At 36.9% G+C, this 26,229-nt stretch carries 22 protein-coding genes; 8 read left to right on the top strand and 14 right to left on the bottom strand.

Features of this window, described 5'->3' with window-relative positions; genetic code table 11:
* Nucleotides 1-105 precede the first annotated feature (105 nt).
* The 7 genes from cas1 to DNJ77_RS01265 form a co-directional block, all read right to left on the bottom strand.
* Nucleotides 106-774 (bottom strand): CRISPR-associated endonuclease Cas1, encoded by a 669-nt coding sequence (cas1, locus tag DNJ77_RS01290; RefSeq protein ID WP_116963184.1) that lies wholly within the window; start codon nucleotides 772-774, stop codon nucleotides 106-108.
* A gap of 3 nt (nucleotides 775-777) precedes the next feature.
* On the bottom strand, nucleotides 778-1,392 hold the full coding sequence (cas4, locus tag DNJ77_RS01285; protein ID WP_116963183.1) for a CRISPR-associated protein Cas4: 615 nt from the start codon (nucleotides 1,390-1,392) through the stop codon (nucleotides 778-780).
* Between the two features lie 7 nt (nucleotides 1,393-1,399).
* Nucleotides 1,400-2,269 carry a type I-C CRISPR-associated protein Cas7/Csd2 gene (cas7c, locus tag DNJ77_RS01280; RefSeq protein ID WP_116963182.1) on the bottom strand — a complete coding sequence of 290 codons (870 nt, stop codon included), beginning with the start codon at nucleotides 2,267-2,269 and terminating at the stop codon, nucleotides 1,400-1,402.
* Nucleotides 2,270-4,096 (bottom strand): type I-C CRISPR-associated protein Cas8c/Csd1, encoded by a 1,827-nt coding sequence (gene cas8c / locus DNJ77_RS01275; protein WP_116963181.1) that lies wholly within the window; start codon nucleotides 4,094-4,096, stop codon nucleotides 2,270-2,272. It lies immediately after the preceding gene.
* A complete protein-coding gene (cas5c, locus tag DNJ77_RS01270) occupies nucleotides 4,093-4,773 on the bottom strand; it encodes a type I-C CRISPR-associated protein Cas5c (RefSeq protein ID WP_116963180.1) in 681 nt (226 codons plus the stop codon). Before cas5c ends, cas8c begins: the two co-directional genes overlap by 4 nt.
* Before the next feature lie 356 nt (nucleotides 4,774-5,129).
* The gene (locus DNJ77_RS10025; RefSeq protein WP_420810602.1) at nucleotides 5,130-5,801 is read right to left on the bottom strand and encodes a hypothetical protein; all 672 of its coding nucleotides are present in this window, start codon (nucleotides 5,799-5,801) and stop codon (nucleotides 5,130-5,132) included.
* Nucleotides 5,797-7,407, bottom strand: coding sequence for a CRISPR-associated endonuclease Cas3'' (locus DNJ77_RS01265; protein WP_204723348.1), 1,611 nt, complete (start codon nucleotides 7,405-7,407; stop codon nucleotides 5,797-5,799). Before DNJ77_RS01265 ends, DNJ77_RS10025 begins: the two co-directional genes overlap by 5 nt.
* 225 nt (nucleotides 7,408-7,632) lie before the next feature.
* On the opposite strand from DNJ77_RS01265, the gene DNJ77_RS01260 reads away from it, so the two are divergent.
* The 3 genes from DNJ77_RS01260 (at nucleotide 7,633) to DNJ77_RS01250 (ending at nucleotide 11,056) form a co-directional block, all read left to right on the top strand.
* Nucleotides 7,633-8,259: an IMPACT family protein gene (locus DNJ77_RS01260; RefSeq protein ID WP_116963179.1), complete on the top strand. Its 627-nt coding sequence runs from the start codon at nucleotides 7,633-7,635 to the stop codon at nucleotides 8,257-8,259.
* 202 nt (nucleotides 8,260-8,461) lie between these two features.
* The gene (locus DNJ77_RS01255) at nucleotides 8,462-8,761 is read left to right on the top strand and encodes an ArsR/SmtB family transcription factor (protein ID WP_116963178.1); all 300 of its coding nucleotides are present in this window, start codon (nucleotides 8,462-8,464) and stop codon (nucleotides 8,759-8,761) included.
* Between the two features lie 21 nt (nucleotides 8,762-8,782).
* Nucleotides 8,783-11,056 carry a heavy metal translocating P-type ATPase gene (locus tag DNJ77_RS01250; protein ID WP_239986708.1) on the top strand — a complete coding sequence of 758 codons (2,274 nt, stop codon included), beginning with the start codon at nucleotides 8,783-8,785 and terminating at the stop codon, nucleotides 11,054-11,056.
* 2 nt (nucleotides 11,057-11,058) lie between these two features.
* On the opposite strand, the gene DNJ77_RS01245 is transcribed toward DNJ77_RS01250, so the two are convergent.
* The 7 genes from DNJ77_RS01245 to DNJ77_RS01215 form a co-directional block, all read right to left on the bottom strand.
* Entirely contained in the window at nucleotides 11,059-12,006 is a 948-nt protein-coding gene (locus DNJ77_RS01245; RefSeq protein ID WP_116963177.1) for an acetyl-CoA carboxylase carboxyltransferase subunit alpha, read from the bottom strand.
* 13 nt (nucleotides 12,007-12,019) lie between these two features.
* A complete protein-coding gene (locus DNJ77_RS01240) occupies nucleotides 12,020-13,312 on the bottom strand; it encodes an MFS transporter (protein WP_116963176.1) in 1,293 nt (430 codons plus the stop codon).
* An 86-nt stretch (nucleotides 13,313-13,398) separates the two neighbouring features.
* Nucleotides 13,399-14,055, bottom strand: a complete 657-nt coding sequence (gene ruvA, locus DNJ77_RS01235) for a Holliday junction branch migration protein RuvA (RefSeq protein ID WP_116963175.1) — start codon at nucleotides 14,053-14,055, stop codon at nucleotides 13,399-13,401.
* Complete coding sequence (gene ruvC / locus DNJ77_RS01230; protein ID WP_116963174.1) at nucleotides 14,052-14,567, bottom strand: crossover junction endodeoxyribonuclease RuvC; 516 nt, start codon at nucleotides 14,565-14,567, stop codon at nucleotides 14,052-14,054. Before ruvC ends, ruvA begins: the two co-directional genes overlap by 4 nt.
* Nucleotides 14,564-15,316, bottom strand: coding sequence for a YebC/PmpR family DNA-binding transcriptional regulator (locus DNJ77_RS01225; RefSeq protein WP_116963173.1), 753 nt, complete (start codon nucleotides 15,314-15,316; stop codon nucleotides 14,564-14,566). The genes ruvC and DNJ77_RS01225 overlap by 4 nt, the downstream gene beginning before the upstream one ends.
* A gap of 69 nt (nucleotides 15,317-15,385) precedes the next feature.
* Nucleotides 15,386-18,868: a DNA polymerase III subunit alpha gene (gene dnaE, locus DNJ77_RS01220; RefSeq protein WP_116963172.1), complete on the bottom strand. Its 3,483-nt coding sequence runs from the start codon at nucleotides 18,866-18,868 to the stop codon at nucleotides 15,386-15,388.
* Nucleotides 18,869-18,891: 23 nt separating this feature from the next.
* The gene (locus tag DNJ77_RS01215; RefSeq protein ID WP_116963171.1) at nucleotides 18,892-19,956 is read right to left on the bottom strand and encodes an aminoglycoside phosphotransferase family protein; all 1,065 of its coding nucleotides are present in this window, start codon (nucleotides 19,954-19,956) and stop codon (nucleotides 18,892-18,894) included.
* A gap of 105 nt (nucleotides 19,957-20,061) precedes the next feature.
* Here DNJ77_RS01215 and DNJ77_RS01210 point away from each other — a divergent pair, with 105 nt between their 5' ends.
* From DNJ77_RS01210 to aroQ, 5 genes are all read left to right on the top strand, one after another.
* On the top strand, nucleotides 20,062-22,683 hold the full coding sequence (locus DNJ77_RS01210) for an LPS-assembly protein LptD (protein ID WP_116963170.1): 2,622 nt from the start codon (nucleotides 20,062-20,064) through the stop codon (nucleotides 22,681-22,683).
* A gap of 76 nt (nucleotides 22,684-22,759) precedes the next feature.
* A complete protein-coding gene (locus DNJ77_RS01205) occupies nucleotides 22,760-24,148 on the top strand; it encodes a peptidylprolyl isomerase (protein ID WP_116963169.1) in 1,389 nt (462 codons plus the stop codon).
* Nucleotides 24,149-24,150: 2 nt separating this feature from the next.
* On the top strand, nucleotides 24,151-24,942 hold the full coding sequence (gene rsmA, locus DNJ77_RS01200; RefSeq protein WP_116963168.1) for a 16S rRNA (adenine(1518)-N(6)/adenine(1519)-N(6))-dimethyltransferase RsmA: 792 nt from the start codon (nucleotides 24,151-24,153) through the stop codon (nucleotides 24,940-24,942).
* Complete coding sequence (locus DNJ77_RS01195) at nucleotides 24,927-25,757, top strand: symmetrical bis(5'-nucleosyl)-tetraphosphatase (RefSeq protein ID WP_116963167.1); 831 nt, start codon at nucleotides 24,927-24,929, stop codon at nucleotides 25,755-25,757. The genes rsmA and DNJ77_RS01195 overlap by 16 nt, the downstream gene beginning before the upstream one ends.
* A gap of 1 nt (nucleotide 25,758) precedes the next feature.
* The gene (gene aroQ / locus DNJ77_RS01190; protein ID WP_116963166.1) at nucleotides 25,759-26,205 is read left to right on the top strand and encodes a type II 3-dehydroquinate dehydratase; all 447 of its coding nucleotides are present in this window, start codon (nucleotides 25,759-25,761) and stop codon (nucleotides 26,203-26,205) included.
* Nucleotides 26,206-26,229: the final 24 nt, after the last annotated feature.

Genomic DNA, 26,229 nt, shown 5'->3' with positions numbered 1-26,229 from the left:
GCTTTTTTACACCTGTTAAACGACGAAACTCATCTGCTGCTAACTTGTTTATCGTTTCCCATCTCATTGATCATATCCACCTTTAATTTTTAAATAGCTATTTTGCTAGATTAAATACGGTTTGGAAGGAACTCTAATATCATTTCCAACGACACTATATAAAAATGATAGCATAGCATTAACAGGATCCAACGGAGGTCTGCGACTACGTATATCGAAAGTAAAATCAGGTTGTACAGCAGATAAAATCAATTCATTAAAAACACTAAAATACACGGAGGCAGCCTCACCTTCTAAACCTAAATTTGCCTCCAAAGTTTCTGTCTTTTGCAAGCGCCTGATAGTATAACTTATTTGCTCAACTGCATTTTCAACCGCTTTATTTTCCCCATGATTGCGTAACCTGCGATATAATACCGCTCGTGAAGAATTAAGCTTTGCCGCAATTATATTTCTGGCAATAGGTACAGGATCAGTTTCTGCAATTTTATATTGTGCTTTCCTTAACAAGATATTACCACTTTGTGTGCCATGTAAACGCCCAAGAAAACGACCATATTCAGTAAAAAATGCCAAATGGACATTATTCTCACCACAAAATCCCAGCAAAAAAGGTGATACCATAACATTACCAAAGCAATAAATCGCCTGAATTGCATGAATAGGCAACTGCATTGCTTTTTCCTTTTCAACTTCAATGACCAGTGTCTCACGTTCCTTGTGCAAATAAGCGCCTTGTTTGGTGATATAGAGTGTGTTTTGTAATTTTTTCAATGCCTATCCCTCCTGAAAAAGCATGTTCACATATACTTTGCTTTTGTCTTTAAACATAAGTTTTGGGTTACACAAATCGTATAATGAACAGGCATCACACTTTTTCTCATATTTGGCTTTAGGAGTCATCCCACTTTCCAGTAACATCCTTGTTTTTTCAATTATAGTCAGCGTTTCATCACGCAAGCTTTGCGTTAATACAACCTCAATGCGATGCTTTGTCTGCCAATACCACATTGCAACATGATTAATGCTCAGTTTAAGCATCTCCTCAAGGCACAATACTTGCGCACATAACTGAATAAGATCGATATGATCTTGTTTTGGCTTGCCACGTTTATATTCCACTGGAAAACAAATACCTGTTTTAATATCCACTTCAATAAGATCAAGCTTACCAACTAAGCCCAGTTTAGGTGCTGAAACACGCACAGCTCGCTCATAACGAATCCCTTTGCGTGTTTCAGGCACGCCACTATCAACACGCTGATGTAATTGCTGCCCTTGAGCGGTCAACCAATTCTCTGACCACACTTGCTCATTGTGAATAAGCGCACATTGCCTAGGACAAAAGGCATAGTGCTGGAGGGCGGAAAGGGAGATTAATATATCCGACATAACACAGTTAAAAAAGCTCTCTCGCTTCAACTCCTAAAGTCTCTAAGCCTGACGTATCCAAATGAATTACATAATCATCAAATGCACTGGCTGGCGTACCTAATTCACCTTTCACACGCTCAACAGTAACACGATTAAATAACTTGTACGCTGGAGCATTCCCTAGCATATCCTGATGTTTAAATACAATCAACTTACGTGCTGACATCTCACCACGAGCAGCAGAATGATCGTGTTCAAACATCATTTCTAAGGCTTTCCACAATTTACTTAAATCACTTTCAGAAAACCCTGTTTTTTCTGCTAGTTTTGCTGAAATAAAACCATGTACACGATATAAACCATAAGGCACAATATGTTTGCGTCCAATCGTACGTTCTTTTTCTAAATCTTTCTCATTCGTCACCGCCATTCGCGTAATAGAGATCTCCAAAGGAATAATTGGATCAATTGATTTTGCAAATGCTAACTGAAATGGTCCGCGCACCTGACCTGAATTCACTTCCGTTGTCATGACTGCACCAAAAGCGCGAACGTCAAAGAAATTAGCACACATCCAATCAGTAATAGCTTTAGCTTTTTCCTGATCTTTTGGTAACTTTTTAGGTTCTGCTTTAATTTCTAAAGCATCATAAGCTTTCTGATTCTGCTGATTTAATATACTTTTTTCTTGCACATAAATGTCATAGCCAGGCTTATTTTCATTACTAAACTGAATGTAGTTACGGATTTTACGTTTTAAACTGACATCCGTCACTAATCCTTTGCTAGATTCAGGATCAAGACGAGGCATATTTCCTGCATCAGGATCGCCATTTGGATTACCATTAGTGACATCAAAAAAATAAACAAATTCATAACGATGTTGGATAGTCATTTATTCTACTCCTTGTGTTTCATCAATAGACTTAGTTGGATCTTCTTTGTCTTTTGGATCTTCTTTTTCTTTAGAGGGGGTGAACTTTTGCTGATAATAGCCAATCGAAAAACGCCCTTGATTTTCGATAGAAAAATGGCGTGGGAATTCTGTTGGTAATTGTGTCATAATTTGACCAAGCCTATTTTCCAAATAGACTGCTAACTTTGGTTTATCTTTGCGAACTTTAGACAAGTGATGTTTGCTTCCTGATAGTAATCGCGGATAAACTGAATATGGCACAGTTGAGGCTGAAGCATAGTATTTATCAGCAATCGTAGCATTCAACTTATCACCCAAAGCTCTTTCCTGTATATTCTCTAACACGGCAAAAAGCCTGCCAAGCAAATACGCTTGATTGGTATTTGACTCATCTAAACTCATAGGGATCTCCTCTGTTATCAAATTTTTCCTAAATTCTCTTTGCAAAACAGCTTTTACCATAGCAATTCTTAAACCCCCAATATCTCCATCAGCTCTAAATCTAGATAAAATTTGTGCAATAATAGATCTTGGATAACGCTGCCCCGTCAAAATAGAACGCATTAACTCTCCAGCCAAATGTACTGGGACATCATCTATCTTACTTTTCTGCCCTTCACGATGAGGACTTAGCTGTAATAAAAGACGCCAAATAGATGGTGGTGTTTTCCAAGGTAAAGGAGCTAAGGCTAAATCTTGAAAATGCTCAGCAAGTCTTTGCTGAATCTGACCAAAACTAGTTTGTAACCAAAAACGAATCGAAAGACGCGCTGCATTAGGCGTCAATCCCAAAATAAAGAACTGGGTGTCAGGATCAAGCTCAGGATCAATCTCTGCCAAGGGTCGACCTTTAGTAAACTTCTCTAACTCAGCATTCAATTGAACTGTTTCACTGTCATCGGTAGGTGATGGCGGATTAAACCCCATCATAAAGAAAGATTCTACTTTTTTTGCCTGTTCTTCTTTTTTAGCTAATGCCCAGAAAACAACGCTAGTATCACCCAAGCTGATAACTTGATTATTTTCGTCGCGTAATAGGTAGTTTAAGGCAGTCGTATAGGCAAAAGCAGCTTGTACAGAAACTGGTGCATTATCACCTTGTTTCTTGCCAAAAGATTCAAATGATTCTTTATTAAAGGAAACAATCGACACTCCGGAGCTTTGTCCACCAGAGACACCTTTAATTGCTGGGTGCAATCTTGAAATAGGCGTTTGAGTACCTGTTATCAGACACATAGCATCATCAGATGCATCATCTGATTTCAGTTGATTCGCCCAAATTGCCTTAGCCAATTGGGACTCGTGAATGTATTGCCTAACACCATCCAATTGAAATATCACGTTGGCATCCAAAATTTCAGGTGTACACAATGAACTTTCAAATTCTTCTGGTTGCCAATTTTGTAAAAAATTGGACAATGCCTTTAGACCTTTCTCTTCTTGATTTTTTAATAATTTGAGATGATAGCTCTTAAAAGCCTCGAAATTAGGTAGCGATAGCTCAAACGTTGATTCACTTTTTTTGTCTTTTGGCAGTGAGACACCTAAAACATATGCCGTTTTATCCCACAAAAAGTTAGGCTTAATACCTGATGTTCTTTTTTCTGGGCATGGTACGCTCATTAATTTTGCTTTGGGCTTTTTTTCATCGGTGAAATTAGGCACAACATCCACTAACTCCCCTGACTCAGACAGCACTAAAATATAGCCGATTTTTTCTTCACTAAATCCATAAGCAGGTACTTTTGCACCTTTTTCCGTATTCGCCAGTCGATTATAATATTGGGTTAAAGCGGTTAGAATCATTGCACCACCCCCAAAGTTCTAAAAGGCGGAACATCAATCACTCCATTTATTAATTTGGCGCGAAAGAATTTTGGGGTCGCGGCATTGGCAAAATCAATATCATGCAACATCCAACCTAAATCTTTAGTCTCTTGACTTAACTCAGAAAGAGGAAAATCCTCATCCGACTCAATCAACGAAAAATAAGCAGGGAATTCACGATTTCCCAAGCAAGGCTGATGAAAATATTGTCCTTTGCGCGCTCTGCGATTAAATATATCAAGATGCTTGCCAACTGAATCTTCATTACCTACTTTATTAGTTAACTCAAAATGTGCTTCAACCACATAACCAACATCACGCAAAAGTGTCGTTGCTCTTTGTTGACGATTATCTCCATCATCAATCAAAAAATATAAATCTTGAGTACTTTTACGCTTCATTGCACCACTGACTTTAGAGGTAGAAATTTTGCAATTCCCTAACTCGTTTCGCCTAATCGTTTCAAAACGCACAGGTTTTAACACATGAATGCGATCAATCACCCAACAAATCGCGGGTTTCCAGTGAATTGCCTCCAAAATCCCTCTGGCCGCAGATGGCGTAATTACATCATAAGATACGCGCTCCACCTTCATTTCGGGTCTGGTAAAACAAGCATACTCTCCCCACACATGCAGCTTAATACCATAAGCCATCTCTGCCTCCTTATCCACGCACCCGCATGGGGTGCGATCTCATCATTTGATAACAAACAAAAGTTTCAATCCACGCATTCACATGAGATGCGACTACAATCGCAATGAATAGGTGAAAATTCAAAAAAAGAACTTTCCCACCACTACAACTAAAAGTGCAGCAAAACTCCATCCTACAGTTTTTACTGGAAAATGCAGCTGTCCACCAAATTTTAATATCAGCTTCCCACTCTCATTTTTTTCAATATGGATCGCCCAACAATTTTTCATGTTTCACTTCCAGCTGCTTAAACTCCTTAAGAAGGATTCTAAATTCAAACATAAGTTAAGTCAAATATTTTTTCTTTTGATTGTTCTCAAAAGATGGAACTCTCAGCCTTCATAAAAGTTGGATTATCCCAACTGATACCACATTCATCATCATATATATCACGATTGATCAGTACCCAAAACTGTTCTTGAAATCGATAAGGCGCCACCGTTTGTACGGCATTAGTAGCTACCAAACTATCAAACCCTTGCTTTGGAATCTGCACTATATAAGGTTGTAGTTTACGTAATATGCGGCTTACATCATCCGTTACCTCCAACTCTTTCAATAAATGCTCCGCTTCATTATCAAACTGGATAAATACTGGCTGCATACAACTTTCAATCATAAGAAAATCTCTTGCAATATTTTGAAATGGAAAACTCAGTTTTTTTGCATGATTGCTACAGTCTTTTAAAAGCTGTTTTTGATCTAACTCAGCACCTTTGCGCCAGTAGACTTCCGAAAAATAAGTCTTAATTGCTTCCTGCCCCAGCAGATTGTCAAAATTTTGACGCAAAGTTGATCGCATACCAGCCGCTAAACTTTTTAGCTCTGGTGGAACTTGCCAATCTGGTGATTTAAAAATCCAAACGTGGCTGTCTTCTTTTGCCCTTTTACGTTCACGATTACAGCGTCCTGCAGCTTGAGCTATGGAGTCTAAACCTGCCTCAGCACGCATTACATAAGGAAAATCAACATCGACCCCTGCTTCAATTAATGAACTTGAGACAACGCGACAGGTTTTTTTTCTCTTTAAGTCTTTTACGAATGATTTCTAACTTTTTTGTGCGATGTATCGCGCACATGAGTGTAGTCAAATGAAAAATACCTTCTACTTGACGCTCTTTCAATGATTGGAACAACGATTGAGCATGACGACGATTATTGACGATTGTTAAAATTTGCTCATTATCTATCATACGAGCTAAAATTTCATCGTCTGTCAATTCACCTAAATGGCTTATACTAACCAAGCTTAAATCGTCAAATAACTTACTTGGATTAGGGGCAATTTCTCTGACATTAACAAATCCCTTGTCAAAATCTGGTTGACATAAAGCAGGTTGTGTTGCCGTACAAAGAACAACTGAACAATGATAATTTCGAGCTAACTCATCAATTACCGCCATCACAGGGCGCAAAAATTTTAGTGGTAGCGTTTGTGCTTCATCCAAGATAATCACACTTTCTGTAATATTATGCAATTTTCGGCAGCGTGAAGGACGATCCGCAAACAGCGATTCAAAAAATTGAACCGCAGTTGTTACTATCACAGACATATCCCAATTTTCCATCGCCAATTTAAGCTTATCTTGAGTTTCTTCATTTGTAATTGTGCGATCATTAAAATTGCTATGGTGTTCCAAAACGGCAGACTCTCCCAAATCACCAAAAACTTCTCTAAAAACTTTTGCATTCTGTTCGATAATACTGGTAAAAGGAATAACATAGATCACTCGGCGCATGTTATGTGCCAAAGCATGGTCTAAAGCAAACGCCATCGATGTCAGTGTTTTACCACCACCTGTCGGCACGGTTAGACTAAATAATCCTGGAGATAATTGTGCTTTTTTTCTAGCGTTTAAAAGAATTTCATGACGCAATTGATTAACAAAAGTATCTTCACACCCCTCCTGTTTTCTTACCAAATAATCATCCAGTTGAATTTTAAGTTCGTTTAAGTGTGGATATTCACCTCTTAACCAAGGTTTATTTTTAAGTTTTTTGTAAAATCTATCTGTATCGATAAAATCAGCATCGACCAAACAAGAAAAAATCATGCGAATCAAAAAAGCATATTGAAAGCCATGAAAGTCAGTATCTGGATGTAGTTTAATCTTTAGTGTAAGAGATTCTCTTGATGGTAGTTGCAATGCACTTTTCCATGCTAACTCATCCAATACACATAATTCTTTGCCAAAGTTTTGACTTAAGCGATCCTTTAAACAGCTTCTACCATCACCCTCATCTATGCCATTAGCAAGCCCTGCATGGTGTCCCGCGATTGCATAGGCAATTAACTTAAAGAAAGGGAAACCGTTCAACAACTTATCTGGCAAAATTTCTGCTGCAATTTTTGCTCCCGCAGTTGCATGATCAACTTTTCTGCTTGAACCTTCCAAACGTGCTTGAAACTCTTTGGTATATTTTCCTAAGTCATGGAGCAAACCAGCCAAAGCAGCAAGTCCTTCGCAACCAGTATAGCGTGCATTATGCCAAGCTATATCAGCCACCGTTTGCAAATGATCAGATAATAGCTGCCAATCTGATTTGTCCATCAAGTTTCCTGAGTGAGCATAATAATTTCTAATATTTTCCATAATAATCGTTCTACCTATCCTTCTTTAATAAATTGTGACAAATAAACCTTTTCATCACAAATACTTATAAATTTTCCCAATTCAGAAAATACCCTATCTCAAAAAAAATGTAAACTTAATTACAAATAACAACATGAAAAAACAAAATAAAATATTTAGGAATACTTTTAAATTAAGCTAAGATAACCCCTAAAATAACCTACCTTAAATCTTAAAGAAAAAACGTTGGCTTACTCCACCATAGCAGAACCCTTTCAATACGAGATTGAACCAATTAAAAAATCGCGATTTATCGCTTCTTTGCATCCGCTTGACAAAACTCATAAATTGCAGGCTTATTTACAACAAGCACAACAACAGTATCCAAATGCCAATCATCACTGTTGGGCTTATCAGATATTGGATAATAATCTTACTCGTTTTAGTGACGATGGCGAACCTTCTGGTTCTGCTGGCAAACCAATCTTAAATCATATTCAAGGCAAAGCTTTATTTAATGTCGTTATTATTGTTAGTCGTATTTTTGGTGGCACAAAGTTAGGCGTTGGGGGCTTGGTACGAGCTTATGGTCAAGCGGCAAGTGAAGTAATTGCTCATGCACAACTCATTCCGCTTATCGTTACAAAAATCTTTAGTATTAACTATCAATATCACGATACGGCAATGATACAACAAGCACTACATACACTTAAACTCACCCCCATAAAAGAATTTTTCAGCGATAGGGTTAGTGCTGTTTTTGAAGTTGCCGTTGATCAATATAAAATCACATGCCAAACACTAACTAAATTGTGTCACAATCGGATTGACATCGTGACAATTGACAATAAGCCTGATAACAACGCACCATAGTAGTTAAGAATACTTAAACATAATAACAAACAAGCTTTACCACTAAAAAAAATAATTATCATATCAACGATAATTAAATAATTGCTGCTAATACAATTTCGATACTGCCAAATGTCATCTTAATTAAACTCTTCTTTACATCACCTAGTTTTTAACTTAAATTATATAAAAAAAATTTTATATAAAAAATAATGGATTGATCATGTCAGCGATAAAAGATAATGTTTTAACTAAAATTTCTGCTGTTTGCCAACTAATGGGAGATGGCAATAGAATGCGCATTTTATTTATGTGTGCTCAAGAACCAACTGCTGTGAAAACATTTGTAGAAATACTTAACTTATCACAACCTTTAATAAGTCATCATTTACGCTTATTAAAAGAGCAACGTTTAATCAAAGGTGAACGCCAAGGGAAGCAAATATTCTACTCGTTATATGACGATCATGTGCACTGTATTTTAAAAGACATGTATCAACATTGGGCAGAGGAAAATCATTAAAGCAGGGGCAAGGTAATTAAAATGAAGGTCAATAAAATGTTTGAATATAAAATTTATGGTATGGACTGTGCAGATGAAATTGCTGTTATTAAGCGTGAGCTTTTACCATACGTACAAGATGAGTCCCTGCTACAATTTAACCTATTAAAAGGTAAGCTTATCATTTATAACCAAGACAACCGCTTTACTAAAAGCGACATAGAAAAAAAACTCAAAGCTACTGGTTATCGTTTTTCGTGCTGGCTGCAATATCAACAAAGTCACAAAAATAACCACCAAGGGTTTTGGCAAAAACAGCAAAAGACAATATTAACCCTCATATGCGCGATATTTCTAGCAATAGGCTATATCATTCATGGCAGTGAACATGGTTTTTTACACGCGCTTCTAGACAACCATTCTTCTCGTTTTGGGCAACCTATTAGCGCTTTAATATTTTATGCCTTAGCACTTATCATTGGTGGGGTTTATATTTACCCCAAAGCTCTTACCTCCTTAAAACGCATGCGTCCTGACATTAACCTATTAATGACTATCGCAGTCATTGGTGCAATTTTATTAGGACAATGGCTGGAAGCTACAATGATTGTATTTTTATTTTCTATTGCAACTTTACTTGAGTCATGGAGTGTTGATAAAGCGCGTAAAGCTATTCAAGCATTATTAGAAATTAGCCCTGATATCGCCAATGTTTATTGCTCACATCATAAAGACATCGACATTAAACCAGTAGAAGAAGTCAATATTGGTGCCACAATCGTTATTAAACCAGGTGAGCGGATCCCCTTAGATGGGATCATCAAAGAAGGGCAAAGCTTTATTAATCAAGCACCTGTTACAGGAGAGTCACTCCTTGTTTTAAAAAAACCAGGAGATTCGGTATTTGCAGGTAGCTTAAATGAAGATGGTGTACTTTATGTCAAAGTCACCAAGCTTGTTACAGATTCAATGCTTGCCAATATCATTCGCCAAGTTGAATTGGCTCAAGTCAACAAGGCGAAATCTGAAATGTGGGTAGAACGATTTGCCAAATATTACACCCCCATTATGATGCTCTTTGCGGTATTAGTTGCATTTGTTCCACCTTTGTTCTTTTCTGGTAGCTGGTATAACTGGATTTACGAGGCTCTAGTGATTCTCGTCATTGCGTGCCCTTGTGCTTTGGTTATCTCAACTCCAGTTACTATTGTCTCTGGTTTAAGTGCTGCTGCAAGTCACGGTATTTTAGTAAAAGGAGGAAGTTTTTTAGAAATCCCAGCAAAACTCAAAGCTATTGCCTTTGATAAAACAGGGACCATCACAAAAGGTAAACCTGTTATTCAGTCTATTATTAATATTTCCAAAGAGCATTCAGATAATGAACTTTTACAATTAGCCGCAGCTTTAGAAAAAGGGAATAATCACCCATTAGCACATGCAATCTTTACTAAACTTGATGTACTTAAACTTAATCAACCATATACAGCCAACAATGTTCAAATCGTAAAAGGCAAAGCTATTTGTGGAAATATTAACGGACATCAATACTGGATTGGAAGCCATCAGTATTTACACGAAAAAACAGAAATCACCGAAGATCTAAATGACTTTCATGATCAGATTTTACAACTTGAAAAATCTGGTCATTCACTTTTGGTTTTTGCCAATAAGAATCATATTTTGGGTTTATTTGCGGTTGCTGACAGCCTCAAAGAAAATGCTAAATCAACTTTAGCTGAACTTAACCAACTAGGAATTAAAACCGTGCTTTTAACAGGTGATAATAAGGGAGCTGCCGCATTTATTGCCCAAAAAGTACAACTAGATGAGGTATATGCTGAGCTGTTACCACAAGATAAGGTCGATAAAATCAAAGTTTTAAAAGCAAAATATCAAACCGTAGCCATGGTTGGGGATGGTATTAATGATGCTCCAGCATTAGCAAGTGCTGATTTAAGTCTGGCAATGGGTAAAGCAGGAAGTGACGTTGCTATTGAAACCGCCGATATTGCACTTATGTCGGATGATTTAGCAAAGCTACCGTGGCTTATCAAGCATGCCAAAGGCGTTAAAAGCATTATTCAACAAAACATCATTTTCTCCCTAGGACTTAAAGTGATGTTTATGATATTAGCCTTGCTAGAATTAGCTAATATTTGGATGGCAATTGGCGCCGATATGGGGGCATCTTTATTGGTTGTCTTTAACAGTCTAAGATTGTTAAAGTCTAAAAACGATAAACAAGAAGATCAAGGCTATCCTGATTATCTGTATTTATCTACTCAACAACAGAATAAGAGATATTTATGGAAATAAAATTAGCCTTCAAATGCACCAAAAGACATAAGTTTTTGATAACGTCTTTGATAACGCTCTTCATTACTTAAAGCAGTAAGCTCAAATAATAGACGCTGTAAAGTTTCTTTGATTTCACTTGCAGCTGCATCAATATTGCGATGCGCACCACCTAACGGTTCTTTAATGACTTCATCGACAATATTGTGCTCTTTTAAGCGCTTAGCGGTAATACCCATAATCTCAGCAGCATCGGCTGCTTTGTCAGCTGTTTTCCATAAAATCGAAGCACATCCTTCTGGTGAAATCGTTGCAAAATAACTGTATTCAAGCATGACAAGCTTATCACCAACGCCAATTCCTAATGCACCACCCGAACAGCCTTCACCAATTACAACGCAGATAATAGGCACATTGAGTTTAGACATCTCAAGTAAATTACGAGCAATGGCTTCACTTTGACCACGCTCTTCTGCTTTAACACCAGGGTAAGCACCAGGCGTATCAATAAAGGTCACTACCGGCATATTAAACTTTTCAGCAAGTTTCATTAGGCGCAAAGCCTTACGGTATCCCTCAGGGTGCATCATTCCAAAGTTATGTCTAAGTTTATCCTTAGTTTTACGCCCTTTTTCTTGACCGATAACCATAACAGGTCTATCTCCAAGCTTAGCCATACCACCAATCACTGCTTTATCATCAGCAAAAGCACGATCTCCATGCAGCTCTTGAAAGTCGGTAAAAATTTTAGCTAACAAATCTAAAAAATAAGGACGTTCAGGATGGCGTGCCAATTGAATAATTTGCCAATCGGTTAATCCACTATAAATTTTTTTCATTAAGTCTGAAGTTTTGGATTGAAGCTTCTCAATCTCCTGCTGAACATCTTGATTATGTGCACTGGATTTTGCTAAAGCCTCAATTTTTGCTTCAAGCTCTGCAATTGGTTTTTCAAATTCAAGAAACTGCATATTTTCCCTTCTTCTAATCGACTTGACGCTTACAATACGTCTCTTTCACTAACAATGCAAATATAATACTAATGATAAAGCCAATTAGCAAAATCCCCATACCAAAATTAAGTCCAGGGGCTGCCATCGCGTCTAAACCTTTTATTGTATTGAAGTGTGTAGTAAGCATACCAAACAATGGCATGGCAATTACCCCACCCCAAAGCAATGAATTGATCGATACTATGCTTGTCGCAATTGCGTTATTTTTCATTGGGTTTGTCTCACCTACCACAGGATAGGCAACCATTTGTGCACTGGTAACAAAACCAAGTAAGAAAAACAATATAGACAACTGGGTTACGCTTACTGTACAAAACATAATAATGAGAATAATCACCACAGAAAGCATACCTCCTATGATAAGGGGTTGTTTACGACGATTCATACTCTCAGTTAACCATCCCCAAAATGGGTAAGCAAAAATCATGCCTAAGAAGATATAGCCAGTAATAGAACGCGCCTCACTCATATCTACACCATGCGTTTTTATTAAATATTCATTCGACCACATTCCACCCAACATCCAAGTGCCAACGTTGATTGAGCCAACATAAAGCCCACAATACCAATTTTGTGGCTTTGCCAGCACTGTTTTGAGTGTATGCACAATAGATTCGGTTTTGACTGCTATTGTTTGTGCATAACGTTCTGATTGTAATGAAGCTGGTGCATCACGCACAATAGTAAAGATCAATACTGCCAAAAACAATCCAAAAAAACCAATAATGTACAAAGTACCATTTAACCCAAAAGCATCTAATAAATAACCAATTGGCGCTTGTGCTGTATAACCACCTAACATCCCAATTGCAATGATAATACCAATCACAAAACCAAGTCGATTTGCTGGAAACCAATTCGTTGCAATACGCACACATCCAATTAGGCAAAAGCTCGCACCTGCTCCTATCAATAACCGTGAGGCACCCATTACATAAACATTATTAGTCAAAGTCATTATAAAAATACTCATTGCACAAACCAATAAAGCAATAGTAATGGCCAGGCGAGGTGAAAAACGATCTAATACATAAGCTGCGGGGATAAGACCAATAATATTGGTATAAAAATATAAACTTGCAATAAAACTCACACTCACTGGTGTCAACTCAGGATAAGCATCTAGAATTGCCGGTGTTAGAGTATTAAAAGCATTACCTAAACCAAACTCAAAAAAGAAAAAGAACGAAATAATAATCACCACAAACCAAGATCGTGTTAGTGGTAATTGTGAAAGTTTATCTTGATAAGATAAAGCACCCATAGACCCTCCCGATTGAATCAATCTCTATTACTATTACTGAGGGCGACAAATATATCAAAAAAATAGAGTTTTTACTGCCAGTATTTTTATTTTTGAGTTGCCTGTAATGCCAAACGAATAAGTGCCTCTACCGTATCTGCTTGAGATTTTACTTTATGCACATATTTTTCTGCTTCTTTGCGCTTATAACCTAATGCTTCTAGTGCATCTAGCGCTTGATGAATAATTGCACTTTGTTGGTACATCGTTTCGGTTTGGTTACTGACTCCACTTTGCTGCACATTTACCTTCTTATTTAAGTTTAAGTTTCCTGTTGTTAAAGCATCTAATTCCAAGGCAAGTTTATTAATTTTATCTTTTATTTCAATTATTATACGCTCTGCGGTTTTTTTGCCTATACCTGGAACAGTACATAATAAGTCGTGATCTTGCGATTCTATACATTTTACTAAAGTCGAACCATCCATTCCTGATAAAATAGCCAATGCCATTTTTGCACCAATTCCATTGACCTTTATTAATTCCTGAAAGAGTCTTCGATCTGATTTTGTTGCAAAACCATAAAGTTGTTGTATATCTTCTCTTACCACAAAATGGGTATATAAAATGACTTCTTGACCTATATCACTCAATTGATAAATTGAGCTCATCGGCACCCATACTTCATAACCCACACCACAAGCTTCAACCAGAACCATAGGTGGTTGCTTTTCTAACAACTCGCCTCTTATGCGACCAATCACCTTAAGCGTCCTCTTACAATTTTTGTGGCACCAGGAATATAGGTAAGACTGTTGTAACTATGAAAATGACAAATCGCAATAGCTAAAGCATCTGCTGCATCTGCTTGCGGTTTGCTACTTAGCTGCAAAAACGTTTGCACCATATGCTGTACTTGATATTTTGAAGCATTGCCATTTCCCACAACTGCTTGCTTGACTTGCTTTGCGGAATACTCATTGATCGGCAAATTATTATTTGCTAATGTGCACATTGCCACCCCTCGAGCTTGTCCAAGCTTTAAGGCTGCACCTGGATTCTGAAACATAAAAATCTGCTCAATTGCCGCTTCTGTTGGTCGATATGCACTAATGATCTCATGAATGCTGTCTTGAATTTGTTTTAAACGCTCACCTGTATTTTCCTTAGTGATCCGAATACAACCACTGGTAAGGTATAAGCAATCTTTTGCCTGTATTTTTAAAACACCAAAGCCTGTGATCCTTGATCCAGGATCAATACCTAAAATAATCACGAACCCAAGACATCCATAACACTATCAGCAAACTCAGCATTCGTATAAACGCTTTGTACATCATCTAAATCTTCTAAACGATCAATCATGCTTAAAACCTTTTGAGCAATTTCTAGGTCATCTATATTTGACTTCATATCAGCATCCATAGTCACTTCTGCTGAAACTGCTTTTAATCCTTTAACCTGTAATGCCTCGTTAACTTCGAAAAAATCATTTGGATCAGTAATAACATCGATTGAGCCATCATCATAAGTAATGATGTCCAGTGCGCCAGACTCCAATGCCACTTCCATAACGAGATCTTCATTGTAATCTGATTCAAAACTGATGATACCTTTTTTATTAAACATATATGATACTGAACCGTCTGTACCTAAATTCCCCCCTGATTTGCTAAACGCATGACGCACTTCTGCAACCGTTCGATTTCGATTGTCTGTCATACAATCTACAATAACAGCAACTCCAGCAGGTCCATAGCCTTCATAACGAATTTCCTCTAGATTTCCACCCTCTTCCCCACCAGCACCTTTTTTAATTGCGCGATCAATAGTGTCTTTAGTCATGTTATTGCTAAACGCTGTTGCCATAGCTGCACGCAAACGTGGATTGGAGTCTTTATCAGCCCCCCCCATGCGTGCCGCAACTGTAATTTCGCGAATGAGTTTAGTGAAAATTTTGCCACGTTTAGCATCCTCTTTTGCTTTTCTATGCTTTATGTTTGCCCATTTACTATGACCAGCCATATCAACCTCTATATTTTATTACTTAGCTTATTTTGTTGTAAAACTTTTGTATTGTAACACAAAGCTCATTTAAGCGAACAGCGTTAGCTCAATTTGATGTTGTGATAACATGTTTATTTTACCTGTTAGAGCATAGGCACTGATTGCTAACTTATCTACCATAGTCATAAGCTGATAATCACTACCTGTAATTGTCAATTTTACTTTTTTCGTCGCTAAGTTTGATTCGCCTTTACCATTACTTGCCAACAACAATATATCATATAGCACTTTTAGCTTATCTATTGGCAGATTGAAATTTAATGTATTGATAGTCAAATCGACATATTGTTCAATCGGTTGAATATCAAGAGCATTAATCCTTAACTGATCATTGTAACCATCAATACTCACTTCTCCCTCAACAATAACTGTTTGATCGACGCTAATCATGTGTTTCACACTATCGTAAAGGTCACTAAATATGACTAACTCTAAACGCTCATAACCATCATCAATCTGCAACGCTCCCATAAGTTTACCTGACTTTGTTTTACGTTGTGCTATCGAAACAACTACACCAGCAAGTAAAATAGATTCTTTACGTGTTGTTGGAGTAATCCTATTTAATGGTGTCACTTTAAAGTAGTTAAGCCAAAAGCGATCTTCATCGATTAAGTGTCCTGACAAAAACATACCAAGCACAGATTTCTCATAGATAAGCTTATCTTTTATCGTCCAATTAGGAATTTCAACCTTACTTAGATCTTTATTAGATTGAAGATCCTCTATCCCAACCTCATCAAAACCAAATAGATCCAACTGTCCACTACTTTGCATTTGCGTTTTTTGGTCAGCTGATTTCATTGCATCTTCTAGAGTTGCAATAAGCGTTTGCCTATTATTCGCAAATCCATCCATTGCGCCAGCATAAATAAGTGCTTCACATACGCGCTTATTCACCTTACGTAAGTCTACTCTCAAACACAAGTCATATAAATTTTTATATACACCATTTTTAACACGCTCTGTTAAAATCCCGTCAATGGCAGCAAAACCAACACCTTTAACCGCACCTAGCCCATATACCAACTGCTCCTTATTATCTACGGTGAAGTAATAATCGCTGATATTGATATGAGGTAAGACAAGACTTAATTTCATCTTCTGACATTCATTAATAAAGTTGACCACCTTTTCGGTATTATCCATATCAGATGACAAAACTGCCGCCATAAACGCCTGCGGATAATGTGCTTTTAAATATGCCGTTTGATATGATACAAGCGCGTAAGCTGCAGAATGGGACTTGTTAAAACCATATTTAGCAAACTCTTCCATTAAATCAAAAATGGAACTAGCGAGCTTGCGATCAATACCATTTTCAAAGGCCCCTTTTTCAAAAGTTTCACGCTGCTTTGCCATTTCCTCTGGATTTTTTTTACCCATTGCTCGACGCAATAAATCCGCTCCACCTAAAGAATAATTTGCCAAAATTTGCGCAATTTGCATGACCTGTTCTTGGTATAAAATCGTTCCATAAGTCTCTTTTAAAACCTCTTCCAAAGCTGGATGTGGGTAACTTACTCGTTGGCGACCATGCTTACGATTAACAAAGTCATCTACCATCCCAGAACCAAGTGGACCGGGTCGATATAAAGCAACCAATGCAATAATATCTTCAAAACAATCTGGTTTAAGACGCTTAATTAGCTCTTTCATTCCTCGAGATTCAAGCTGGAACACACCCGTTGTTTCGCCATTTTGCAATAATTGAAACGTCTTTTTATCGTTCATTGGAATAAGTACGATGTTTAAATCAGCTTCACCTTGCAAACGTCTTTGTTTATTAGCAATTTTTAACGCATTATCAATAATAGTTAAATTTCTAAGTCCTAAAAAATCGAACTTCACGAGTCCGACATCTTCTACATCTTTTTTATCAAACTGAGTTACAAGCTGTTTTGAACCTTCTTCACAGTAAATCGGTGAAAAATCCGTTACCTTTGATGGGGAGATTACAACTCCTGCTGCATGCTTCCCCACACTTCTGGTAAGCCCTTCTAGTTTAAGTGCAATTTTGATAATTTCATCTGCGGTTTCATCTTGCTGACATAGCTCATATAATGGCGTATCTGGCGCACAAGCATCTTTAAGCTTAATCCCTAAATCATTTGGAATAAGCTTCGCGATTTTATCCACAAAACCATAAGGCTGCGCTAATACACGTCCTACATCACGCACTACTGCTTTTGCTGCCATTGAGCCATAAGTAATAATTTGGGACACGCTCTCACTTCCATACTTTTGTGCTACATATTCAATGACGCTATCGCGACCATCCATACAAAAATCAATATCAAAATCTGGCATTGACACACGTTCAGGGTTTAAAAAACGCTCAAACAGCAACCCATATGGGATAGGGTCAATATCAGTAATTTTAAGTGCATAAGCAACTAGCGATCCTGCACCTGATCCTCGTCCTGGTCCCACAGGGATACCATTATCTTTGGACCATTGAATAAAATCAGCAACAATTAAAAAATAACCTGGAAAACCCATCTGACAAATAACATCAACCTCTAATTGCAAACGTGCTTTATACTTTTTTTTAAGCATTTGTTTTTGTTGTTCACTTTTATCGTGCAAAATAAAATCAAAACGCTCTTCTAATCCTTCATAAGAAACTTTGGCAAAATATTCTGCCTCGGTCATGTTTTGTGGGATTTCAAAACGTGGTAAAACCGCACCACCCAATTTAAACGTCACATTTGCATTCTCAGCAATATAAACAGTATTGGATAAACTCTGTGGAATGTCAGCAAAAAGCTCACACATCTCATCGCTAGATCGCAAATATTGCTTAGTCGTATATTGGCTCTTACGGTTTTGATCCAAGAGTGTATAACCCTGGTAAATCCCCACACGTATCTCATGATCAGAATAATTCTCTTCATCTAAGAAGCGTACATCATTAGTTGCGACAACTGCAATATGTTGGTCTTTTGCCAACTCAATTACACTTTGGATATATCGCTCTTCACCGTCAACTCCTAAGCGTTGCAGTTCAATAAAGAAATTATTTCTAGGGAAGATTTGCATATAAGTATCAAGCAAAGCTAGGACTTCTTTATAATCTTGAGTCATAAGTGCATAACCTAGCTCACCTTTTTGTCCACCGCTTAATACAAAAACTTGAGAGAAATTAAAGCTTGCTAGCTCATTTTTGGGTAATATTGGAATGCCATCTTTACGTGTAGCATTTAAATAAGCATATGAAATAAGTTCAACAATCGTTTGATACCCTGCATTGTCTTTTGCGATGAGAGTTAATGGATGAATCCGTTCATCCACCTGAATATAAATCTCACTACCAAATATTGGTTTAATGCCTTGATCTAATGCTGCTTTATAGAATTTTACAGCAGCGAATAGGTTACACATATCTGTTAATGCAATTGCTGGAAGCTTACGCTGCACGCATTCTGACAACATCGGCTTAATGCGAATGATGCTATCCATAAGCGAATATTCGCTGTGCACTTTTAAATGAACAAAACGCACTGACATAATTATATACTCTACCTTTTAACTTAATATGTTAATATGCTATTTGTATCATCAAATTTAATCGGGTTTACTACTCTATTACTGAGTGCCACAACTTTTTCATAATACACAGGTAAAACGTAACGCTGCCAATCTTCATAAAAAAAGTTAAGCTCTGGGTATTTTACTAAAACCTCATTCACATAAAGTATTACTCGCGGCAGATAAATCAGATAATTTTCCCTCTTATGCTGCAAATCTTGACGTGTAAAAATGCCCAAGCACTTCAAATGCCTCTGCAACCCCATCCAATCAAACCACTTAATAAATGTTGCATAAGAAACTTCCTCTGCTAACCTTTTATCACGCTTTGCTTGATAATAAAAACTCGCTAGCGCTTCATCAATAAAACTCTGTGGCAAACTAACGTAGCAGTCTTTTAATATTGAAACCAAATCATAGGTTATCGGACCATTTACGGCATCTTGAAAATCAATCAAACCTAATTTTTTATCCATATACATAATATTTTTACTGTGAAAATCACGATAAACAAAGACTGTTGGTTGTATTATGGCATAATCAACTAACATTTTTTGTAATTTTTCATAAGGACGTTCTAGTTGCTTTAGCGTTTGCTCATCCAAAGCCAGCCACTGCCAAAACCAAATTTTCATGACATCTAACTCGCTCTTGAATTTCGTTTTCTCATAGTTAGGAAACAAGCTTTTCTCGATTTGCCAGAATTTAGGAATAAGCGTCAATACATCTTGGTAAAATGACAGTGAATGTGAATGCACTTTGTAAAGTACATCATAAAACTGAATATCTCCAAAATCGTCTAATAGTAAAAAACCACCTTCTTGATGATAGGCATAACATTGCGGTGCATTCAAATTGAAATATCTTAAAAGACGTGCCACTCGAAAAAAAGCATCTGGTTTTTCTCGATCAAGAGGGGCATCCATGACAACATAGCTTTTAGCTTGAATCTCAACGCGATAATACTGGCGAAAGCTTGCGTCACCAATAATAGGAATTAAAGTTGGTTCCACTTTTGGGAAAAGTACTTCTAACCACTCTATGATCTGTAAAAATCTCGATTGCACGACTTTTTCCTAGAAATATATCAACAACGCGATAGAATAGCAGTAGTTTTGGCTCAAAGAAACCTAGAAATCCTGACAAATGAGCAAAAGGATAATATTTAATCAATGAAAAAAACAATAAAGTTACATAAAAAGGTTTTACCCTTAGCGATAATTTGCACGCTCCCTACTATGGGTAGCAGCAAGATCACCATTGAAAACCCACTACAAAAATCATGGCAATGTACAGCAAATGGAGATACTTGGAAATGTGTCCAAACCAACAATAACAATGCTGATTTATTTAAAAAAAATATCTTACCTAAAGAAAAAAAGCAGATTATTGCTGATGCTTTAGGCTGGTTACCGTCAACGGACCTAAATAATATTTGTGGGGGTTATTATTATCAATATCCGATTATCAAAGGTCCTTCTAATGAAGCAAAGATCAACGCTCAACAATATCAATATGCCCAAAGTGGTACGATTACTGCTGAAGGCGCGGTTGAAGTTAGAAAAGGAAACCAATATCTCTCAGCAGATAAAGCCGTTTTAACACAAAATGAAGATAAAAAAATCAGTAATGTCAGCCTTACTGGTAATGTTAATTTAAGTCAACCTGGACAGCTTGCCATTGGCTCTCAAGGTAATGCAAATATTACCAATAACACAGCAACCTTAGATGATACTTATTACCTTATTCGTGTACGCCAAAAACCAAGTGGCTCAATGGCAAATTTAGCTTCTGATGAGGTAATAGAAAAAGAAAATAACTTCACAGGTTTTGCTCACGGTCATGCTGATAAGATCATTCAAAATAGCAAAACAAATTATACTTTAAAAAATGCTACTTATACCACTGATAGCCCTTATGGCAATGATTGGATACTCAGTGCAACAACACTTGATTTAGACCGAGAATCAGGACTAGGGACTGCATATAACACTTTATTTTACGCCAAAGACATACCAATTTTATACTGGCCTTATATGACTTTTCCAATTGACAATCGCCGACGCAGCGGATTTTTATATCCTACTGCCGGCTATAACAGCAACTCAGATTATTACCTTTCTACGCCCTTTTACTGGAACACGGCACCTAATTATGATCTGTTATTAACACCAACCATCTATAATCATAAAGGCGTTTTAATCGGTAGCAACTTTCGTTATTTAACTCAAACGCACAATGGTAGTTTAGATATGCAATACATGCCACATGATCGCATTGCTAACACTGATCGTAAAGCGCTTTCTATTACAGATAATGGTCAGTATGGTAGGAATTGGTCAAGCTATTTTAATTATCAATATGTGGGTGATAAAGATTTTTATAATGATTTTGATAGTGACAATATGGGTTTATCAACACAAACTTTATTGAATAGACAAGCACAACTAAACTATAACGATGAAAACTGGAATATCAATGCAATCGTTCAATCTTATGATGTAATTGATGATACCATATATCTTGCCAACCGACCTTATTGGATGATGCCGCAAATCAATGTTAATGTGAGTTACCCAAGCTTATTACCTCATATGAACTTTGAGTGGAATAACCAATTTACTTATTTTTATAAACCGGGTTTAAATAATGTATCCCAAGTTCAAGGACAACGTTACTACAGTGCACCAAAACTCAGCTTTCCTTTTCAAAAAAACTGGGGATTTTTTATCCCATCTATAACCCTATCTGAAACTGCTTATAGCTTACAAAGCAGAAATGCTGCAACTGCGCCTAATTTTAGCCAAAACCAATATCCTGATCAAAACATCATTCGCAGCCTTCCGATTATTAATATTGATACAGGATTATACTTTGATCATAATTTTAGTTTTAATCAGCACAACTACACTCAAACCTTAGAACCTAGACTCTTTTACACCTATATCCCCTATCAAAACCAAAGTAACATTCCACTGTTTGACACTTCTTTAAATAATTTCTCTTATACTTCATTGTTTCAGACAAACGTTTTTACTGGTATTGACCGAATTAATAATGCTAACCAACTCGCATATGCTTTAGAAACATCTGTCAATCACCAAGAAACTGGTGTAAATGTTTTAAGCGCTGGAATTGGACAAATTATTTATTTTGCGAATCGTGAAGTATCATTATGCTCAGGTACAAATGCTAATTGTGCCAACCCAAGCTCAAAAATCCCATTTTATAACACAAACACCTCTGATATAGCTGCATTTTTTAATTATCGGTTTCTGCCACATTGGCAACTCATGACCAATGCAACTTATAATCCACAAAACAACAATATAGACTTACAAACCTATCAAATACAATATATACCAAACGAAAGTCATATTTTTAACATTGGTTACCAAAATATTAAAAATAACTATGCAGCACTCACACCAGAGCAAATTCAAGCAGGTAGTTTACCTGACTCACTATCACAAATTACTTTTTCCACTATCTGGAAACTCAATCCTCATTGGTCAATCACAGGATTGTGGAGTTATGCGTTTAATTCACGCCATACGACTAACATGTTTGCTGGCATTCAATATGATGCCTGCAGTTGGGCAATTCGCTTCTTAGCACAAAGATATGTCAATTCATCTAGTGATCCAAACAATCCCTCTCAAATTACAGGACCTTTAACCAATGCTTTCATTATTCAATTTGAGCTAAAAGGGCTAGGTGGTACTAGCGAAAGTTCACTTGATCAAAGGCTCACTATGATTCCAGGCTATACACCAAAAGCTGGATTTAACTAAAGGCTAGAAAAGCTATTCAATACCTTAGTGAGTAGTATATAATGCCCTCACTAATTAACTTGAGCTAATCTATTTCATGCACTTACGTTCCACATTAAAGTTAGTTTTATGTACAAGTAGCTTAGTTTTAAGCACGTACACATTTGCAGACACACCACCTACTTTATTACAAAAAACTAATTTACAAACAGACCCAGCTACAAAACACCCCATAAAAGGCAAGCATTTAATCAACAAAATCGTTGCGATTGTTAATGATCAAGCAATCACACTTGACCAACTAAACATCGAAGTTGCAAAAACGAAGGCACAATTAGAGGGCAACCCAAATGTGCAGATCCCAGATCAATTAAACTTACAAAGGCAGGTTCTGCAACAGCTTATTAACCAAACCATTGCCTTACAAATGGCAAAAAGGCAAGGCATTATGGTAACGGACGATGAAGTTAACACATCAATTGCCGAAGTTACGATGCAAAATGGCATTACAATGGAACAATTAAAACAAAAGTTAAAAGATGCACACCTTGCCTTTAGCGACTATTATCAAACCGTAAAAGATCAATTGATCATTAATAAACTCCAACAACGAGCTATTGCAAACAAGCTCTACATTTCACCAACTGAAATAGATAAATATATCAAAAAGCATTTTAATAACCACCAAACAGAATATGACGTGCAAAATATTGTCTTGTCCTCGCTTGATAATCGAACCTCACAAGATGAAGATCATATTATTATTCAAGCCAACAAAATCGTTCAATCTATTATTGAAGGGAAAATGAGCTTTAGTGAAGCAGCTAAAAAATATTCACAAGCAGGGAATGCAAACAGCGGTGGTGAACTTGGCTGGAAAACGCTAAACGAATTACCTGTGATTTATAGAGATAAAGTAGAAACACTTCAAAAGGGAGAAATTAGTCAACCATTTATTGCCAATGGTAGTGTGCAAATTATAAAGCTTATTGACAGTAGAGTACCTGACAATGCTAAGCATTTTATCGAAAAATATCACGTCAAACAAATCGTGATCAATCTATCACCTGTTGTCAATGACAATGAGGCCAAAGCAAAGCTTATACGTATACTAAATGCTATAGACAATGGTCAATCTTTTGCTGATCTAGCAAAAGCAAACTCAGATGCAACTAATAATATAGAACAAGGCGGTGATATGGGCTGGATAAGCTTAAGTACTCAAGCACCTGCTTTTGCACAAGCCGTCAAAAATGCCACAGTCAATAAAGTATCCCAGCCTTTTAAGGTCAATAATAGCTGGCAAATTATTGAAGTTTTAGGTGAACGTAAAGAGGATGACACTGAAGCCTATCGAAAAGAACAAGCCATGATGGCGCTTTTTAACGAAAATGCACAACAAGCGCTTAAAACTTGGATACTGTCCTTGCGCGATAGTGCTTATGTTGAAATCGTAGAGCATAATCTAAATCTCCCTGAGGAGTAAGCATGCACAAGGCAAAAAAATCATTGGGTCAAAATTTCTTACAGGATGAACAGATTATTGCCAACATTATTCACCAAGCACATATTACAGAAAAGGATCAAGTTATTGAAATTGGTCCGGGTCTTGGTGCACTAACAAGACATATTTTAGCTATTACCAAAGAAATTCAAGTCATAGAGTTTGATACGGATGTAGTATTACCATTAAAAGCAGCGTGTGCAGCCTATGGTAAATTAAACATTCGCCAACAAGATGTTTTAACCGTTAACTTTAATGATTTTTACCAAGGACAAAAAATCAAACTCATTGGCAACTTGCCTTACAACATCTCCTCCCCACTCCTTTTTCACTTGATTGATTATGCGCAATTTTTCAAAGATATGCACTTTATGCTACAAAAAGAAGTTGTTGATCGTATCGTTGCCTATCCATCTGAAAAAAACTACGGTCGCTTGAGCGTCATGCTACAGTACCATTTTAAATGTGAAGGATTATTTGATGTACCTGCACACGCATTTCATCCAAAGCCAAAAGTTGAATCACGTATTTTACGCCTTACTCCTTATGTTAAACCACCCATCATTGCAAAGAATTATCAACTGTTTTCAGAAATCGTAAAACAAACTTTTCAAATGCGCCGCAAAACACTACGCAATACTTTAAAGGTTCTTGTATGCCGTGAAAAAATGCAAAGCTTACCAATTGATGTGAGCCTGCGCCCTGAAAACCTCAGTGTCAGTGATTTTGTCATGCTAAGTAATTATATCGGAGCACACTCATGCCAAGTTATCTAATTGGAGACGTTCAAGGTTGTTACGATGAGCTTTGTGCACTGTTGCAAAAGATTAAATTTAATCCTAAACAAGATAAACTGATTTTCGCTGGCGATTTAGTTAATCGTGGTCCTAAGTCTTTAGAAGTGCTGCGTCTTGTGAAATCTTTTGCTAAATCCGCCAAAGTTATACTTGGCAACCATGACCTTTACCTTCTAGCTGTAGCTTTTGGTTATTTACCCCTAGGCAAAAAAGATACTTTACAGCAAATATTAAATGCTCCTGACAAAGACGAATTAATGAAATGGCTACGTCATCAACGTTTTTTATACTCACATAAAAAACATATTGTTACCCATGCTGGGATTCCACCCATCTGGTCGTTGAAAAAAGCCAAACACTTAGCGCTAGAGCTTGAATTTGTACTACAAACCGACATGTGCTTTCAGCACTTTATGAGTAACTTATTTGGTAATGAACCTAATCAGTGGAACAATGAGCTTGAAGGAATTAATCGCTGGCGTTGTATTGCAAATTATTTTACTCGCATGCGTTTATGTAATGCTGAGGGTCGCTTAGATTTAAATTTTAAGGGTGAGCTTATGCAAAAGCCAAATGGTTTTGATGCTTGGTTTAATTTTCCTAACCCTAAAATCGATAGTGAATATATACTGATTTTTGGTCACTGGGCAGCACTTAACGGTAAAACTAATAATCCCAGATGTATTAACCTTGATACTGGCTGTGTTTGGGGTGGACAGTTGAGTGCTTATTGTATAGATAACAAAGAGTTTTATCGCGTCGATGCAATGAACTTAATTAAGGAAAATCATTAAAATGGCAAAAATTCTTGTAATTCATGGACCAAACCTAAATTTACTTGGTCAACGTGAAACGGATGTATATGGCACTGCAACATTAAATAGTATTAATCAAAAACTTAGCTCTTTAACAGAAGAGAAAAAAATGAATTGTATTTGTTTTCAATCCAACCATGAAGGTGAAATCGTTGATCAAATCCAACAAGCTCAAGGTAACGTTCATTTTATCATCATCAATCCAGCTGCTTATACACATACCAGTGTTGCTATTCGAGATGCACTGTTAGCGATTCATATCCCATTTATTGAAATACATTTATCAAATCTTTATAAACGCGAACTTTTTCGCCATCATTCTTATCTCTCAGACATTGCTTATGGTGTCATATCAGGGATGGGTGCTCAAGGTTATGAGCTAGCCATGATTGCTGCCATCGACTACTGTCAACATAATTGCATTTAGAAGTTAACTCAAGTAAGGTCATCC

The sequence above is a fragment of the Fastidiosibacter lacustris genome (genome assembly GCF_003428155.1).
Taxonomy (GTDB): domain Bacteria; phylum Pseudomonadota; class Gammaproteobacteria; order Francisellales; family Francisellaceae; genus Caedibacter; species Caedibacter lacustris.
Note: the sequence above shows the minus strand (reverse complement) of the source record. Positions and strands in the feature narration are given on the sequence as shown.